Raw genomic sequence first — 15,963 nt, forward strand, 5'->3', positions numbered from 1 at the left:
GCAAGATGAAGGTACTGATCATCGGCAGCGGTGGCCGCGAACACGCGCTGGCCTGGAAAGCGGCCCAGGCCGCGGGCGTGGAGCAGGTCTACGTGGCGCCGGGCAATGCCGGCACCGCCACCGAGCCCGGCGTGCAGAACGTCGCCATGGATACCATGGATTTCCCGGGCCTTGCGGCCTTCGCTGAGGAGCAGGGCGTCGGCCTGACCATTGTCGGCCCCGAGGCGCCGCTGGTCGGGGGCGTGGTGGACTACTTCAGTGAGCGCGGGCTGCGCTGTTTTGGCCCGCGCCAGGGCGCCGCCCAACTCGAGGGCTCCAAGGCATTTACCAAGGACTTTCTCGCCCGGCACCATATTCCCACCGGCGCCTATGGCAACTTCACCGAGCTGGAGCCGGCGCTGGCCTACCTGCGGGCGCAGGGCGCCCCGATCGTGGTCAAGGCGGACGGCCTGGCGGCGGGCAAGGGTGTCATTGTCGCCGAGACCCTGGAGCAGGCTGAGGCCGCCGTTACTGACATGCTGGCCGGCAATGCTTTTGGCGAGGCCGGCTGCCGGGTCGTGATCGAGGAATTCCTCGAGGGCGAGGAGGCGAGTTTCATTGTGATGGTGGACGGCGAGCACGTGCTGCCGATGGCCACCAGCCAGGACCACAAGCGCATCGGCGACGGCGACACCGGCCCCAACACCGGTGGCATGGGCGCCTACTCACCGGCCCCGGTGGTCACCGATGCGGTCTATCAGCGGGTCATGGATGAAATCATCCTGCCCACCGTCCGCGGCATGGCGGCCGAGGGCAACGCCTACACCGGCTTCCTCTATGCCGGGCTGATGATCTCGCCCCGGGGCGAGCCGAAGGTGATCGAGTACAACTGTCGCTTCGGCGACCCGGAGACCCAGCCCATCATGCTGCGTCTGCGGTCCGACCTGGTAGCCCTGTGCAACGCCGCCCTGGACGGCCAGCTCGACCAGACCAGCGTCGACTGGGACCCGCGCTGCGCCATCGGCGTGGTACTGGCCGCCGGCGGCTACCCCGGCGCCTACGGCAAGGGTTTCCCGATCCAGGGCCTCGACAGCATCCTGCCGGAAGAGGTGAAGGTGTTCCATGCCGGCACCGCGCTGGAGGGCGACACTGTGGTCACCAGCGGCGGCCGGGTGCTCTGTGTGACCGCACTGGGGGCTGACATCGCCCGCGCCCAGCGCAGTTGCTACCAGGCCGCCGCGCAGATCAGCTGGGATGGGATGACCCTGCGGCGGGACATTGGTTGGCGGGCGCTGGCGCGCTATAGTTAAAGCCTGTGCCACCGCTGAGGTTACCGAGATGAGAACCCGCCAACTGACATTGCTGGACCGCCTGCTGGCCGAAGCCGACACGGTGTTGCGCACCTTGCACAACCGCGGTCAGCCCGCCAGCCGCCAATCTCCGGCGGCAGGACACCGCGACAGTACTTTCAGTGACAGCCAGCGACGCCACATCGCCGGCCTGATGCGGGTCAACCATACCGGTGAGGTCTGCGCCCAGGCCCTGTACCAGGGTCAGGCACTGACCGCCAAGCTGCCCGAAGTGCGGGAAGAGATGCGCGACGCCGCGCGCGAGGAAGAGGACCACCTGGCCTGGTGCGTCGAGCGCCTGCGGGAGCTCGACAGCCGCCCCAGCCACCTGAACCCGGCCTGGTATGGCCTCTCCTTCCTGCTGGGCGCCGGCGCCGGCGCCGTAGGTGACAAGTGGAGCCTGGGCTTTGTGGCCGCCACCGAGGAGCGGGTGTGCCGACACCTGAAGGACCACCTGAAACAGTTGCCCATCGATGACCGCAAGTCCCAGCTGATTCTGCAGCAGATGCTGGCGGACGAGGAACGGCACGGGGAAAATGCCCTCGCCGCGGGCGGCGCTGACCTGCCCGCGCCGGTCAAGGAGCTGATGGGCGCGGTATCGAAACTGATGACCCGCAGCAGCTACTACCTGTAGGAGCCCGCTCTGCGGGCGATCATTGTAGGCGCCCACTCTGTAGGCGATGGACCCGGCGATTGACCCCAAAAAATCGCTCGCAGAGCGAGCTCCCACGTGGGAGCGCGGTCCCCGCGCGAAGAGACTTTCGCTCGCGGAGCGAGCTCCTACGTGTTGGGACTAGCCCTCAAGGCAGAAACTCCACGGCTTCGAAACTGTGGCTCATTGCCACCCCGGCAGCACCCAGCATGATTGATGCTGAGCAGTATTTTTCCGCTGACAGCTCCACCGCCCGCTGCACCTGTTTTTCCTTCAGACCCGCGCCTGTTACCACAAAGTGCAGGTGAATTTTGGTAAACACCGCCGGCACTGCGTCCGCGCGCTCGGCCGCAATCTCCACCCGGCAGTCCACAACCTGCTGGCGGGATTTCTGCAGCATCGCCATCACATCGAAAGACGCGCAGCCGCCCACACCCAGCAACAGCATTTCCATGGGTCGTGGGCCCAGGTTGCGGCCGCCATGATCCGGTGGCCCGTCCATCACCACGCTGTGACCACTGCCGGACTCCCCCAGGAACATGGCGCCGTCGACCCACTTGACCGTTACCTGCATTGCCCTGTATCCCCATATTTGATCAGGCGCCGAGCTTAGCATAGCGGTTTGCGTTTTACTTGAGGTGGGCGTGCGGTACCATTGTTTGCCTGGTTTGCAGGCGGAAGGGAGACTGCTGAATGCTGAAGCCGCACATCACCAACACCATACCCAATGTGGAAAATTTTCTCCGCCACTGCAATCGGCGGGCGTACCGCTCCAAGCACGTAATCCTCGAAGAAGGTGCCGACAGCGACTTCCTCTATCTGATCCTGGAAGGGTCCGTGTCGGTGATGCTGCAGGACGAAAATGATCCCGAGCACATGATGGTAGTGAGTTATCTCAACCCCGGCGACTTCTTCGGCGAAATGGGTCTGTTTGGCGCGAAGGAGGAAGTGCGCAGCGCGATGGTGGTGGCGCGGGAACAATGCGAGGTCGCCGAGATCTCCTACGAACGCTTTCACCAGATTCGCAGCCAGTTCCCCGATATCCTTTTCGCCATCGCCAGGCAGATGGGTATCCGCCTGCGCCAGACTACCCGCAAACTTAAAGACCTGGCATTCGTCGATGTCTCCGGGCGTATTGCCCACACCCTGCTGGATCTGTGCAAGCAACCGGATGCAATGACCCATCCCGAGGGCATGCAGATAAAGGTAACCCGTCAGGAATTGGGCAAGATTGTCGGCTGTTCCCGGGAGATGGCGGGGCGAGTGCTGAAGACCCTGGAGGAAGAAGGGCTGGTATCCGTTTCCGGCAAGACCATGGTGGTCCTGGGCACCCGGTAGGAGCCGGCTCCGCGGGCGATCGCGCAGGGACTGCGCTCCTACAGATCACTCGGTGGGAGCTGGCTCCGCGGGCGATCGCGCAGGGACTGCGCTCCTACAGATCGCTCGGTGGGAGCCCGCTCCGCGGGCGATCGCGCAGGGACTGCGCTCCTACAGATCACTCGGTGGGAGCCCGCTCCGCGGGCGATCGCGCAGGGACTGCGCTCCTACAGATCATGCGGGGACGGGAAGAATAATTCCCGCAGCTTGTCGCCGGGCTCAGGGGCGCGCATAAATGCCTCGCCGACCAGAAAGCTGAACACCCCGGCGTCGCGCATCAGGGCCACATCCTCGGCAGTGTGAATACCGCTCTCCGTAACCACCACCCGATCTGCCGGAATATGAGGCAGCAGACCGAGGGTAGTCTGCAGTGAGGTCTCGAAGCTGTGCAGGTCGCGGTTGTTGATACCCAGCAGCGGTGTATCCAATTCCAGCGCGCGCTCCAGCTCAATACGGTCGTGCACTTCCACCAGCACATCGAGGCCATACTCGGCGGCGGCGGCCGCCAGTTCCTGCATCTGCCGATCCTCCAACGCGGCAGCGATCAACAGCACCGCATCGGCGCCGATCGCCCGGGCCTCCAGCACCTGCCAGACATCGACAGTAAAATCCTTGCGCAAAACCGGCAGGTCGCAGGCACCGCGCGCTTCCTGTAGATAGGCGTTCGCGCCCTGGAAAAAATCCACGTCGGTCAGTACCGAAAGACAGGTGGCACCGCCACGCTGGTAGCTCTCCGCAATCTGCCCCGGCTGGAAATCCTCGCGAATCACGCCCTGGCTGGGCGAGGCCTTCTTGACCTCCGCGATCACCGCCGGCTGGGACTGCGCCACCTGCCGCCGCAGCGCAGCGGCAAATCCGCGTGTCGCGGACTGTTCGCTGATGCGGGATTCCAGGTCCGCCAGCGACTGTTTTGCCCTGCCCTCGGCAACTTCTTCCTGTTTGCGCGCCAGAATGCGGCGCAGAATGGTGGATACCGCGCTCATCAGCCGTGTCCCCCGCTGCTCATCATCTGGGTGAAGCTGACAAACTCCCTGAGCTTCTCCATGGCCTGGCCAGTGGCAATGAGATCATCCGCCAGCGCGACGCCGTCGGCAATGGTGGCTGCGAGGCCGGCGACATAGATGGTGGCACCGGCGTTGAGCACGATCATGGCCGCGGCCTTGCGGGCCAGCTCGCTGTCGCTGCGGCCCAGGGCGGCGCGGATAAGCGCGGCTGACTCGGCGGCACTATTGACCGCAAGACCTTCCAGATCCTGCCGCGCCAGCCCGAAATCCTCGGGCGTGATGCAATAGCTGGACACGGTGCCGCGGACCAACTCGGCGACCTCGGTGCTGCCACTGATGGTAATTTCGTCGAGGCCACCTTCACCGTGCACCACCAGTGCATGTTCACTGCCCAGCACTTTCAACACTTCAGCCAGCGGCTGGCACAGGGCGGGATCGAATACCCCAACGAGCTGGCGCTTGACGCCGGCGGGGTTGGTCAGTGGCCCCAGCACATTGAAGATCGTGCGCATGCCAAGTTCCCGGCGTGGGCCGACGGCGTGGCGCATTGCCGAGTGGTGCGCGGGGGCAAACATGAACCCCATGCCCACGCTGTCGATGCTGCGGGCCACCTGGACGGGGCTCAGGTCCATGGGCACGCCCAGCTCTTCCAGCAGGTCAGAGCTGCCGGAGGTGCTGGAAACCGAACGGTTGCCATGTTTCGCCACCCGGGCTCCCGCCGCCGCCACCACAAAGGTCGCCGCGGTGGACACATTGAACAGGTTGGCGCCGTCGCCACCCGTGCCCACCAGGTCCACCAGATGCGGCCCGGAGACCGCAACCGGTGTCGCCAGCTCGCGCATCACCTGGGCGGCCCCGGCGATTTCCTCAACGGTTTCGCCCTTCATCCGCAGCGCCACCAGGAAGGCGCCGATCTGGGCGTCCGAGGCCCCGCCGGACATCACCGTCGTCATCACTGCGGCCATTTCATCCCGGCTCAAACCCTGCATTTCCACCAGCCGCGCCAGTGCCTGTTGCATGTTCATCAGCGCGCCTCCAGCTCGAGAAAGTTACGCAGTAAATCGTGACCGTGTGCAGTGAGGATGGATTCCGGATGGAACTGCACCCCCTCCACCGCCAGTTCGCGATGCCGCAAACCCATGATCTCATCCATCTCGCCGTCCCCGGTTTCGGTCCAGGCAGTTATTTCCAGGCACTCTGGCAAGCCGTCCCGCGCCACTATCAGGCTGTGGTAGCGGGTGGCCTCGAAAGGCTGGCTCAAACCCCGGAACACCCCCTGCCCCCGATGGTGGATCAGGGAGGTTTTGCCGTGCATCACCTGGCGCGCGCGCACCACCTGCCCGCCGTAGACCTGGCCGATGCTCTGCATGCCCAGGCACACGCCGAGGATCGGCAATTTGCCGGCGTACTCGGCGATCACCGCCATGGAGATGCCCGCCTCATTGGGCGTGCAGGGTCCCGGGGAGATAACGATGCGCTCCGGCGCCAGCGCCGGGATGTCCGCAACGGCGATTTCATCGTTGCGAACCACCCGTACTTCGGCCCCGAGCTCACCCAGATACTGCACGATATTCCAGGTGAAGGAGTCGTAGTTGTCGATCATGAGTATCCTGGACATAAACATCCTTTGGGCGAAGGAGCAGCAGGTCTGGGGGTTGGGAAAGATACCTGCTGAACCTTGCTGGCCCGCATCGGCGGCAAGGCGCGGGTCACGCAAAAAGGCTGCGATTATAGCATGCAGTGGTTCTTGACCGTCTACCGGGTTCTCGGTTGCAATACCTGGCGACCCCAGCCGGACAAGGCGTGTTCGCTGCTACAAAGTCAGCCCGGCATCAGCCAGCGCCCGCTCCAGCACCTGCCTGGCGGCGTCATCAAAGAGCACGAAGCGCACCAGAGTGACCTGCTGCAGCTGGGGCAGCGCGGCTTTCAGTGCCCCCGCACAGACCGCGGCAGCCGCCTCTGCCGGGTAGCCGAAAGCGCCGGTGGAAATTGCCGGGAAAGCTAAACGGGCAATGGCGTTTTCCTCGGCCAGACGCAAGGCGTTCTCGTAGCAGGCCGCGAGCAGGGCATCGGCGGGTTCATCGATCCCATGAATGGGCCCGAGACAGTGAATCACCCAGCGGTTGGGTAGGTTGTGCCCCCCGGTAATGACCGCCTCACCGGGTTCGATGGGTGCCAATGGCTGGCACTCCCGGGCCAGCCCGGGCCCCGCCGCACGGTGAATGGCCCCCGCCACACCGCCGCCGGACATCAGTGCGGCGTTTGCGGCGTTGACCACCGCGTCGACATCCGGCTGCCGGACGATATCACCGGTCACGCATTCAACGGTGACGGCTTGTTTCTCCGTGCTCATGATCCATCCTCCCTGCCAGGTGTCAGCCCCGCCAGCACCATGGAGGCGGCGCGAAACATGGCGCGGGCCTTGTTGTGGGTTTCCTTCCACTCCAGCCGCGGCACTGAATCCGCCACCACGCCGGCGCCCACCTGCACGTAGAGTTTGCCGTCCTTGATCACCGCGGTGCGGATGGCGATGGCGGTGTCCATCTCCCCGGCCCAGGATATGTAACCCACGGCACCGCCGTAGACCCCCCGCTTCACCGGTTCCAGCTCATCGATGATCTCCATGGCGCGGATTTTCGGTGCGCCGCTCAGCGTGCCCGCCGGCAGGGTCGCGCGCAACACGTCCATGGCGGACTTGCCCGCCTGGAGCTTGCCGCAGACATTGGAGACGATGTGCATGACGTGGGAATAGCGCTCCACCGCCATCTGGTCCGACACCTGCACGGTGCCGGTCTCGGCAATGCGACCGATGTCGTTGCGACCGAGGTCGATCAGCATCAGGTGCTCGGCGATCTCCTTCGGGTCCGCCAGCAACTCCGCCTCCAGCGCCAGATCCTCAGCCTCGGTGTGGCCGCGGCGACGGGTGCCCGCGAGCGGCCGCACCGTGACCTCGCCCTGCTGCAGGCGGGCGAGAATCTCCGGGGAGGAGCCAACAATGTGGAAGTCGCCCAGATCCAGGTAATACATGTAAGGAGAAGGATTGAGATTACGCAGGGCGCGGTACAGGTTCAGCGGCGGCGCGCTGAAGGGCACCATCATGCGCTGGGAGGGCACTACCTGCATCACATCCCCCGCCAGAACGTAGTCCTTGATGCGGTTCACTGCCGCGGCAAACTGCGACTCGCTGAAGTGGGAGCTGGCGCTGCTTTCCAGGGCACCGGAATCGGCGCCGTGGAGGGCCACCTCCGGCAGGGGCGGCATCGGTTCACGCAGCTTGTCAGCCAGGGTGCGCAGGCGCGCCCGGGCCTGCTCCAGAGCCCCCGGCTGGGCCGGGTCGACATTGACGATGATACGGATGGTACCGGAGAGATTGTCGAACACCAGCACTTCTTCCGACAGCATCAGCAGGATGTCCGGGTTGCCCAGCTCGTCCGGCGGCGCCCCGCCCTTCAGCCTCGGCTCCACGTAGCGCACGCTGTCATAGCCGAAATAGCCGACCAGACCGCCGTGAAATACCGGCAGTTCCGGCTGCGGGGCCACCCGGTAGCGCTGCTGAAACTCCTCGACAAAGGTCAGGGGGTCCTCTACTTGGTGGGACTCGGTAACCTCACTATCGACCAGGATATCCACCCGGTAGCCATGCACCCGCAGCAGAGTGCGGCAGGGCAGGCCGATGATGGAGTAGCGGCCCCATTTCTCACCGCCCTGTACCGATTCGAAGAAGTAGGAAAACGGTCCTTCCGCCAACTTGCGGTAGGCGCTGACAGGTGTTTCCAGGTCGGCCAGCACTTCCATACTGACGGGGATACGGTTGTAACCCTGGGCCGTACAGGCGGCGAACTCCTCCGGCTGCATCAGCTGCCGCTCACCCCGGCCAGGGCTCGACGCATCTCGGTGATGACGGCGGCATAGTCCGGCTGATTGAAGATCGCAGAGCCGGCGACAAAGGTGTCGGCGCCCGCGGCGGCAACGTCGGCGATATTTTTGGCCGACACGCCGCCATCGACCTCCAGTCGGATCGAATAACCGGAAGCGTCGATCAGGGCCCGCGCCTCGCGCAGCTTGTCGAGGGTAGAGGGGATAAAGGACTGGCCGCCAAAGCCGGGATTCACCGACATCAGCAGCACCACATCCACCTTGTCCATGACGTACTTCAGCGCATCCAGGCCGACGTGGGGGTTGAACACCAGTCCGCTCTTGCAGCCGGCATCGCGGATCATCTGCAGGGAGCGGTCGACATGGGTGACAGCGTCGGGGTGGAAGGTGATCCAGCTGGCCCCGGCCTCGGCGAAGTCGCCGATCAGGCGGTCCACCGGGGACACCATCAGATGCACGTCAATGGGAGCGCTGACCCCGTGCTTGCGCAGGGCCTTGCAGACCATGGGCCCGATGGTGAGGTTGGGGACATAGTGGTTGTCCATGACATCGAAGTGCACCACATCCGCACCCGCTGCCAGCACCTGGTCGACCTCCTCGCCGAGGCGGGCAAAATCCGCCGACAGGATGGATGGGGCGATCAGGTAATCGGTCACGGCGAGACTCCGGTAGCAGGAAAGGCTGTCATTCTAGCGGCTATGCACTTCGGCTTCATCCCGAAATTCCTTAAGGGGCATACCGTAGGAGCCCGCTCTGCGGGCGATCGCGCACGGAGTGCGCTCCTACTCCCGGACAAACGTAGGAGCTCGCTCTGCGAGCGAAGGAGGATCCGGCAATCGCCCACAGAGTGGGCTCCCACAGTTCCCACGCAAACGTAGGAGCTCGCTCTGCGAGCGAAGGGGCCCCGGCAATCGCCCACAGAGTGGGCTCCCACAGTACTGGTGGACTCCCACAGTACTGGTGGACTCCCACAGTACTGGTGGACTCCCACGGTACTGGTGGGCTCCCACGGTGCTGGTGGGCTCCCACACAGTGGGGTCCTACGGGCTGGACGAGAGCAGCACGTCCAGCTCCCGCAGTCGCTGCGGCGTGCCCACGTCAGTCCAGGGGCCGCCGAAGTGCTCACCCGAGACCCTCCCTGCGGCGATGGCCGCATCCAGCAGCGGCCGCAGGGGTAACTTGCCCGGCGCCATGTCGGCGAAGAAACCCGCGGTGTAGACACCGATGCCCGCATAGGTCAGCCCGCGGGTGCCGGCGGGGCGGGCACTCAGACTGCCCCCGGCCGTCATGCAAAAGTCACCCTCCGGGTGCTGCGGAGGATTGTCGACCAGCACCAGATGGGCCGACCCAGGAGCCAGGTTCCGCTGCGCCAGCAGGCGCTGCAGCGGAAAAGCGGTCCACACGTCGCCGTTCAGCACCAGGAACGGAGCATCCCCCAGCAGCGGCAGGGCCCGGTGGATACCACCGGCTGTTTCCAGCGGCTCGGGTTCCAGGGAATAGCTGATGCGCACACCCCAGCGGCTGCCGTCCCCGCACCAGTCCATGATCTGCCCCGCCAGGTGGGACACGTTGATCACCAGCTCCCGCAGGCCGAGCGCGGCCAGGGCTTCAATGTGCCAGGCGATCAGGGGCCTGCCGCCGGCCTCCAGCAGGGGCTTGGGCGTGTGCTCGGTGAGGGGCCGCATGCGCTCGCCAACCCCGGCGGCGAGAATCATCACTTTCACTGCAGTTCGCTCCAGGACTGTTGCGCGACCACCGGCAGCAGGCGTTGCTCGAACCAGTCGCGAAAATTGTCCAGCACGGCGGTTTCACCGGCATGGGCGGCCAGCACCTCGCGGATGTAGGCGATGACCAGCGGCAGATCCTGCAAGTAGGCTGATTTGCCGTCGCGCAGATACAGACGGGCAAAGGTGCCCAGCACTTTCAGGTGCCGCTGCAAGCCCATCCAGTCCAGCCAGCGCAGGAAGGTTGCGTCAGTCACCAGTGGGAGCAGCCCCTGCGCATGCAGGGCATCCCGATGGGCCAGCGCCCACGCCACCACCCGCTCCCGCGGCCAGCGAATGTAACAGTCCTTCAACAGCGATACAGGATCGTAGGTTATCGGCCCCACCACAGCGTCCTGGAAATCGATCACCGCCAGCTCACCGCTGGCGAGGCACATCAGGTTGCGGCTGTGGAAATCCCGGTGCACCAGCACCTGCGGCTGTGCCAGCGCGCTGCCAATCAGCAGACCGTCCAGTTCCGCCAGCAGGTGCATCTCGGCATTGGTGAGTTCCAGCCCCAGCAGTTGCTGCAAAAACCAGACGGGGAAGCGGCTGAACTCCTCCGCCAGCAATGCGCGGTTGTAAACCGGAAGGGCTTCCAACCCCCGGGAATCGACCGCGGCCAACTGGCGCAGGATAGCGAGCGCCCGGGCATAGTGGGCGTCTGCCGTCGCGTCCTCCAGTTCCCCCAGCAGCAGCCGGTCGCCCAGGTCCTCCAGCAACATGAACCCCTGCTCCAGGTCTGCCGCCAGCAACCTGGGTACGCGCACTCCGGCACGCTCCAGCAGTTGGCGTATGGCCAGAAACTCGGCATTTTTCTCTGTCGCCGGGGGCGCTACCACCGCAATGACGGCACGCCCTGGCAACTGCAGGCGGAAGTAGCGACGGTTGCTGGCATCGCCCGCTACGGGCAGCAGCACGGCCGCCCTTGTCGGGGGCTGGTCGAGGGCAGCCAGGGCCCAGGGCAAGAGGTGCGGCGAGGGGATCGACAAGGGGGCTCCTGTGGCAAAAAGTCCCGGACAAGGCCGGGGTGATGCTTTATCATCCCGTTTTATACCAGAAAATGCATCCAACCTTGATGATTCCGCGCTCGCACAGCCCCGCCAAACCCCGGTTGCGCCGCCTCGCCGTTGCCCTGAGCCTTGCCCTGCAGGCAGTGGTGGCGGGGCCCGCCGCGGCGAATGACGCCGCCGGGCTGGACTGGGTGCCGCTGGAATCCCTGCCCGAAGAGCTGCGCGACCAGCGCTGCCGCAGCTGTGGCGGCCGTTACATTGACCCGCTGGCGGAATCGGATCTCGCCGACACACCCGCAACCTCAGACATCCGGGCTCGCGCCACCGAATCCGAAATGCAGGGCGACGATGTCTATCTGCGCGGCGGAGTCGCCGTGGACCAGGGTTATCGCCAGCTGCGCGGCGAGGACGCCTATTTCGACCGCGTCCAGCGCGAAGGCACCGTATCCGGGGGCATCACCCTGCGCGAGCCCGGGATTCTGCTACGCGGACAGGAGGCCCAGTACTCCGCCGACACCGGGGAAGCCAGCATCCGCGACAGTGAATTTGTCCTCCACCAGCAGCACCTGCACGGCAGCGCCGGCCAGCTGCGCCGGGACGCTGAGGGCATGTTGTTCATTCGGGACGGCAGCATGTCCTACTGCGCCCCGGATGACGAAGAGTGGGCTATCCGCGCCGATAGCATCAAGCTGGACCTCAAGGAGGGCCTGGGTACCGCGACCGGCGCCAAGCTGGACCTGGGCGGCGTGCCGGTACTGTACATCCCCTGGATCCGCTTCCCGCTGGACGACCGCCGCCGCACCGGCTTGCTCTGGCCCGACATCAGCTCCGACACCAATGGCGGCCTGGACCTGGCGGTACCGATCTACTTCAACCTGGCTCCCAACTACGACCTGCTGTACACCCCACGCCTGATCCAGGACCGGGGCCTGAACCACGAGGCAGAGGCGCGCTATCTCCACCGCAATACCGGCTTCTGGTCCGTCGGCGGCGCCTACATACCCAGCGATGATCGCCTGCAGCGGGACCGGCCCCAGGAAAGCGGCGCCAACCGCTGGCTCGCCAACGTCGAGCACAATGGCCTGTTCGAGCAGCGCTGGCGTTCGCGAGTGGACTACAGCAAGGTCAGCGATGTCGACTACTTCAAGGACCTCGACACCTCGAACCTCGACACCAAACGCAAGACCAACCTGCTGCAACTGGGCTCCATCGACTATCTGGGAGAAGACTGGCTGGTGGGCATGGAGTTCCAGCAGTTCCAGACCCTGGCCGAAGACATCATCGAGGACTACAAGAAGCTGCCCCAGATAACGGCGAGTTATCGCGGCGACTACACTCCCTTCGAAATAGACCCGATATTCCTCACCCAGTACTCCTACTTCGATTCAGACTCAGAGCGCGTCACCGGCCAGCGCCTGTATATGGAAGGCGGCGCCACCCTGCCCATGCTGTGGCAGTACGGCTTCCTGACGCCCACCGCCAAGTATCGCTACCTGGAATACGAGCTCAATGACCTCGGCCTGCTCGGCAGTGACAGCCCCTCGGCGGGCTCGGGAATGCTCAGCGTCGACAGCGGCCTGTTCTTTGAGCGCCCCACCAAGTTGGCGGGGCGTGACCTGTTGCAGACCCTCGAGCCGCGTATCTACTACCTGATCAGCGAATACGACGACCAGTCCACCCAGCCCGACTTCGACAGCGCCGAGCTGACCTTCAGCTACAACCAGCTGTTCCGGGAGACGAGGTTTTCCGGGCGCGACCGCCTCGACGACGCCAACCAGATCTCCCTGGGCCTGACCACCCGCTACATCAGCGCCGAGGACGGCCGCGAATACCTGAACGCCAGCCTCGGCCAGATCTTCTACCTGCGGGACCGCCGGGTGCGGCTGGACCCGCGGGACGAGGTGCTGGACCAGTCCAGTTCGGAAATGGCGGCGGACCTCAACTTCTTCCCCAACAAACGCCTGAGCCTGCGCAACAGCCTGGTGTGGGATCCGGACAGCGGCAACATGAACGCCGGCAGCCTGCACGCCAGCTACCAGCGCGAGGATCGCGCCGTGTTCAATGTCGGGTACTCCTACCGCCGCCCGGTGACGCTGGTGGACCGGGATACCGTGACCGAACAGGCCCACCTGTCTGCCTACTACCCGATAGACGACCGCTGGAGCGTGTTCGCCGCGCTCAACTTCAGCGTCGAGGGCAGCACCAGCGTGGAAGATATGTTCGGAATCGAATACGATAGCTGCTGCTGGCGTATTCGCCTGCTGCACCTGCGCTACATAGATACCGTCCCCGGCCAGAATCCCGATTTCTCCGACCCTGATCTGGAACGGGAGTACTCCACACAGGTCCAAGTCGTACTCAAGGGTATGGGCGGCTTTGGTAACCGGGTTACCGACCTGCTTGAAGATATGATTCGAGGTTTCGACGATCGTGACTATTAAATCTGTACTGCTGGCCACCGGCCTCGCCATTTCGCTGCTTTTCGGGCTGCAAGCGCATGCCCAGACGCAAATGCTGGACCAGGTGGTCGCGATCGTCGATGACGACGTGATCATGGCCAGCGAATTGCGCGAGAGGATCGAGAGTATTACCCAGACCCTGCAGGCGCGCGGTATGGAACTGCCCCCCGAGGATGTGTTGATCCGCGAAACCCTGGACCGGCTGGTCCTCGAAAGCATTCAGCTGCAGATGGGCAATCGGGTAGGGGCCCGCATCAGCGATGCCCAACTCAATGCCGCACTGGAGCGTATCGCTGCACAGAACCGCATGAGCCTGGAGCAGTTCCGGATGATGCTGGAGCGGGAAGGGCAGTCCTACGCTACCATGCGCGAACAAATCCGCCGGGAGATGATCATCCAGCGGGTCCAGTCCGGCAACGTCAACCAGCGCATCCAGATCTCGGAGCAGGAAGTGAACAATTTCCTGGCCTCCTCCGAGGGGCAGAAGCTGACCCAGCCCGAGTACCGCATCCTCCACGCCCTGCTGCCACTGGCCGAGGACGCACCCGAGAACGAGGTGGCCGCGGCCCGGGACTATCTGCAACAGCTGCTCACTCGGATCCGCGGGGGCGAGGCTTTCGACCGGGTTATCGCCGGCAGCACCGATCGCTACCAGTTCACCGGTGGCGCCCTTGACTGGGGCAACCTGCAGGACCTGCCCAGCCTGTTCAGCGATGTGGTGCCCAGCCTGGAAGTCGGCGCCACCTCGGACCCGATCCGCAGCCCCTCCGGCCTGCACCTGGTGCACCTGGCGGACATGAAGGGCGGCAGCCAGATGGTGAACCAGACCCGGGTACGCCATATCCTGGTGCGGCCCTCCGAAATCATGACCAGTGACGAGGCCCGCGACCTGGTCGCCAGCCTGAAAGAACGCGCCGAAGCCGGCGAGGACTTCGGCGATTTGGCCCGGGAGCATTCCGAAGACATCGGCTCCGCAGCCGAAGGCGGCGACCTCGGCTGGACCACCCCCGGCCAGATGGTGCCCGAATTCGAAGAGGCCATGGCGGCAACGCCGGTTGGCGAACTGTCCGATCCGGTACAGAGCCAGTTCGGCTGGCACGTGCTTGAAGTCATGGAAAGACGCGAGCAGGACATGACCCGCGAGGCCATTCGCGCCCGCGCCACCGAGGCCCTGCACCAGCGGAAGTACGAGGAAGAACTGGACGCCTGGCTGCGCAAGATCCGCGACGAAGCCTACGTCGACATCAAGTAGCCACAGCATGACGGTACCGAGGATCGCCATCACCGCCGGGGAACCGGCAGGTATCGGCCCGGATATCGTCGCCATGATCGCCCAGAGCGACTGGGCAGCCGAGTTGGTGGTGATTGCCGACCCGGAACTGCTGGCGGCCCGGGCGCAGCAGCTGGGCCTGCCCCTGCGGCTGCAGGTAATTGACCTCGGCGCCACCCCGCAGCCCCTGCCCGCCGGCACTGTTGGTGTCCTGCCCGCCGGCGGCAAAATGCGCGCACCGCACCTGGCTACGGCGGTGGAACCCGGGGTACTGAACGTGGCCAATGCACCCTATGTGGTCGAGACCCTGCAGCGTGCTGTGGAGGGCTGCACCAGCGGCCAATTCCAGGCCATGGTTACCGCTCCGGTACAGAAATCCGTGATCAACGATGCCGACATCCCCTTCAGTGGCCACACCGAGTTCCTGGCGGAGACAACCGGCACTCCCCGGGTGGTGATGCTCCTTGCCGCTGGCGAGCTGCGGGTGGCGCTGGCCACCACCCACCTGCCGCTGGCGCAGGTACCGGCGGCAATTACCGCGGACTCACTGACCGCGACTCTGCACATCCTGCACAGTGACCTGAGGGGCAAATTTGGTATTGCCAGACCCTGTATTGCGGTGCTCGGCCTTAACCCCCACGCCGGCGAGGGCGGGCATCTGGGACGGGAGGAGATCGAGGTTATCAGCCCCGTGCTGGAAAACTTGCGTGCAGAGGGCATGAACCTGCTGGGGCCGCTACCGGCGGATACCGCATTCAGCCCCAAGCTGCTCGCACAAGCCGACGCCTACCTGGCCATGTACCACGACCAGGGGCTGCCCGTGCTCAAGTATGCAGGGTTTGGGAATGCGGTAAATATTACGCTGGGGCTGCCGATTGTGCGCACCAGTGTGGACCACGGCACCGCGCTGGACCTTGCTGGCACGGGTGCAGTGAGTGACGGTAGTTTGCGGGCGGCGCTGGAGTTGGCGATTGAGCTGGGGGCAATCTGACCCCAGTACCAGCACGGGGCTGGGAGGCAGGGCCTCTATCATCACCCCAGCCAAGAAGCCTGCAACTGCGGCACAACCGTGACCAGCAAATCCTCACGCAGCGCCCGCAGCAGACGCTACCGGCTGCCCGTGTGTGGGTGCGGGGAGAAAATCTCCGCAGATATAGTCACTCAGTCCCGCTTTTTTGGTCTTTACTAGATCAACTGGCAGGTATCTGCCAGGAAAGGCGG

Annotated in this window: 15 protein-coding genes; 6 read left to right on the forward strand and 9 right to left on the reverse strand. The window is 64.7% G+C overall.

The features are described from left to right. Positions 1-5: 5 nt before the first annotated feature. Positions 6-1,289 carry a phosphoribosylamine--glycine ligase gene (gene purD, locus Q6D67_RS19475; RefSeq protein WP_304707344.1) on the forward strand — a complete coding sequence of 428 codons (1,284 nt, stop codon included), beginning with the start codon at positions 6-8 and terminating at the stop codon, positions 1,287-1,289. A 28-nt stretch (positions 1,290-1,317) separates the two neighbouring features. After that, positions 1,318-1,962, forward strand: a complete 645-nt coding sequence (gene coq7, locus Q6D67_RS19480; RefSeq protein ID WP_304707345.1) for a 2-polyprenyl-3-methyl-6-methoxy-1,4-benzoquinone monooxygenase — start codon at positions 1,318-1,320, stop codon at positions 1,960-1,962. Between the two features lie 166 nt (positions 1,963-2,128). Here coq7 and Q6D67_RS19485 read toward each other — a convergent pair whose 3' ends face one another. Continuing rightward, positions 2,129-2,554 (reverse strand): OsmC family protein, encoded by a 426-nt coding sequence (locus Q6D67_RS19485; protein WP_304707346.1) that lies wholly within the window; start codon positions 2,552-2,554, stop codon positions 2,129-2,131. 119 nt (positions 2,555-2,673) lie between these two features. Here Q6D67_RS19485 and crp point away from each other — a divergent pair, with 119 nt between their 5' ends. Continuing rightward, complete coding sequence (crp, locus tag Q6D67_RS19490) at positions 2,674-3,318, forward strand: cAMP-activated global transcriptional regulator CRP (RefSeq protein ID WP_304707347.1); 645 nt, start codon at positions 2,674-2,676, stop codon at positions 3,316-3,318. Positions 3,319-3,524: 206 nt separating this feature from the next. Here crp and trpC read toward each other — a convergent pair whose 3' ends face one another. The 8 genes from trpC to Q6D67_RS19530 form a co-directional block, all read right to left on the reverse strand. Continuing rightward, positions 3,525-4,340 carry an indole-3-glycerol phosphate synthase TrpC gene (gene trpC, locus Q6D67_RS19495; RefSeq protein ID WP_304707348.1) on the reverse strand — a complete coding sequence of 272 codons (816 nt, stop codon included), beginning with the start codon at positions 4,338-4,340 and terminating at the stop codon, positions 3,525-3,527. Further along, positions 4,340-5,386 (reverse strand): anthranilate phosphoribosyltransferase, encoded by a 1,047-nt coding sequence (gene trpD / locus Q6D67_RS19500; protein ID WP_304707349.1) that lies wholly within the window; start codon positions 5,384-5,386, stop codon positions 4,340-4,342. The genes trpC and trpD overlap by 1 nt, the downstream gene beginning before the upstream one ends. Further along, positions 5,386-5,979 (reverse strand): aminodeoxychorismate/anthranilate synthase component II, encoded by a 594-nt coding sequence (locus Q6D67_RS19505; RefSeq protein ID WP_304707350.1) that lies wholly within the window; start codon positions 5,977-5,979, stop codon positions 5,386-5,388. The genes trpD and Q6D67_RS19505 overlap by 1 nt, the downstream gene beginning before the upstream one ends. Positions 5,980-6,174: 195 nt before the next feature. Next, on the reverse strand, positions 6,175-6,714 hold the full coding sequence (locus Q6D67_RS19510; RefSeq protein WP_304707351.1) for a macro domain-containing protein: 540 nt from the start codon (positions 6,712-6,714) through the stop codon (positions 6,175-6,177). Continuing rightward, entirely contained in the window at positions 6,711-8,216 is a 1,506-nt protein-coding gene (gene trpE / locus Q6D67_RS19515) for an anthranilate synthase component I (protein ID WP_304707352.1), read from the reverse strand. Before trpE ends, Q6D67_RS19510 begins: the two co-directional genes overlap by 4 nt. Then, positions 8,216-8,893 (reverse strand): ribulose-phosphate 3-epimerase, encoded by a 678-nt coding sequence (gene rpe, locus Q6D67_RS19520; RefSeq protein ID WP_304707353.1) that lies wholly within the window; start codon positions 8,891-8,893, stop codon positions 8,216-8,218. The genes trpE and rpe overlap by 1 nt, the downstream gene beginning before the upstream one ends. A 384-nt stretch (positions 8,894-9,277) precedes the next feature. Then, a complete protein-coding gene (murU, locus tag Q6D67_RS19525) occupies positions 9,278-9,952 on the reverse strand; it encodes an N-acetylmuramate alpha-1-phosphate uridylyltransferase MurU (RefSeq protein ID WP_370552000.1) in 675 nt (224 codons plus the stop codon). Positions 9,953-9,957: 5 nt separating this feature from the next. Continuing rightward, a complete protein-coding gene (locus Q6D67_RS19530; RefSeq protein ID WP_304707355.1) occupies positions 9,958-10,992 on the reverse strand; it encodes an aminoglycoside phosphotransferase family protein in 1,035 nt (344 codons plus the stop codon). Between the two features lie 86 nt (positions 10,993-11,078). Between Q6D67_RS19530 and Q6D67_RS19535 the strand changes: the two genes are divergently transcribed. Genes Q6D67_RS19535 through pdxA form a run of 3 tightly spaced genes read left to right on the forward strand, consistent with a single transcriptional unit; the run spans position 11,079 to position 15,733 of the window. Continuing rightward, positions 11,079-13,454 carry an LPS-assembly protein LptD gene (locus Q6D67_RS19535; protein WP_304707356.1) on the forward strand — a complete coding sequence of 792 codons (2,376 nt, stop codon included), beginning with the start codon at positions 11,079-11,081 and terminating at the stop codon, positions 13,452-13,454. Further along, entirely contained in the window at positions 13,444-14,724 is a 1,281-nt protein-coding gene (locus Q6D67_RS19540; protein WP_304707357.1) for a peptidylprolyl isomerase, read from the forward strand. Before Q6D67_RS19535 ends, Q6D67_RS19540 begins: the two co-directional genes overlap by 11 nt. Positions 14,725-14,731: 7 nt before the next feature. Beyond that, on the forward strand, positions 14,732-15,733 hold the full coding sequence (pdxA, locus tag Q6D67_RS19545) for a 4-hydroxythreonine-4-phosphate dehydrogenase PdxA (RefSeq protein ID WP_304707358.1): 1,002 nt from the start codon (positions 14,732-14,734) through the stop codon (positions 15,731-15,733). Positions 15,734-15,963 lie beyond the last annotated feature (230 nt).

Origin of the sequence: Haliea sp. E1-2-M8, from assembly GCF_030649675.1 — a bacterium.
Taxonomy (GTDB): Bacteria; Pseudomonadota; Gammaproteobacteria; order Pseudomonadales; family Halieaceae; genus Haliea.

What these genes read in the sequence shown, in the direction of transcription:
- trpC (WP_304707348.1), bottom strand. Translation starts at nt 4,340, where the DNA reads ATGAGCGCGGTATCCACCATTCTGCGCCGCATTCTGGCGCGCAAACAG.
- murU (WP_370552000.1), bottom strand. Translation starts at nt 9,952, where the DNA reads ATGATTCTCGCCGCCGGGGTTGGCGAGCGCATGCGGCCCCTCACCGAG.
- Q6D67_RS19505 (WP_304707350.1), bottom strand. Translation starts at nt 5,979, where the DNA reads ATGTCCAGGATACTCATGATCGACAACTACGACTCCTTCACCTGGAAT.
- Q6D67_RS19510 (WP_304707351.1), bottom strand. Translation starts at nt 6,714, where the DNA reads ATGAGCACGGAGAAACAAGCCGTCACCGTTGAATGCGTGACCGGTGAT.
- coq7 (WP_304707345.1), top strand. Translation starts at nt 1,318, where the DNA reads ATGAGAACCCGCCAACTGACATTGCTGGACCGCCTGCTGGCCGAAGCC.
- pdxA (WP_304707358.1), top strand. Translation starts at nt 14,732, where the DNA reads ATGACGGTACCGAGGATCGCCATCACCGCCGGGGAACCGGCAGGTATC.
- Q6D67_RS19485 (WP_304707346.1), bottom strand. Translation starts at nt 2,554, where the DNA reads ATGCAGGTAACGGTCAAGTGGGTCGACGGCGCCATGTTCCTGGGGGAG.
- Q6D67_RS19535 (WP_304707356.1), top strand. Translation starts at nt 11,079, where the DNA reads ATGATTCCGCGCTCGCACAGCCCCGCCAAACCCCGGTTGCGCCGCCTC.
- crp (WP_304707347.1), top strand. Translation starts at nt 2,674, where the DNA reads ATGCTGAAGCCGCACATCACCAACACCATACCCAATGTGGAAAATTTT.
- purD (WP_304707344.1), top strand. Translation starts at nt 6, where the DNA reads ATGAAGGTACTGATCATCGGCAGCGGTGGCCGCGAACACGCGCTGGCC.
- trpE (WP_304707352.1), bottom strand. Translation starts at nt 8,216, where the DNA reads ATGCAGCCGGAGGAGTTCGCCGCCTGTACGGCCCAGGGTTACAACCGT.
- trpD (WP_304707349.1), bottom strand. Translation starts at nt 5,386, where the DNA reads ATGAACATGCAACAGGCACTGGCGCGGCTGGTGGAAATGCAGGGTTTG.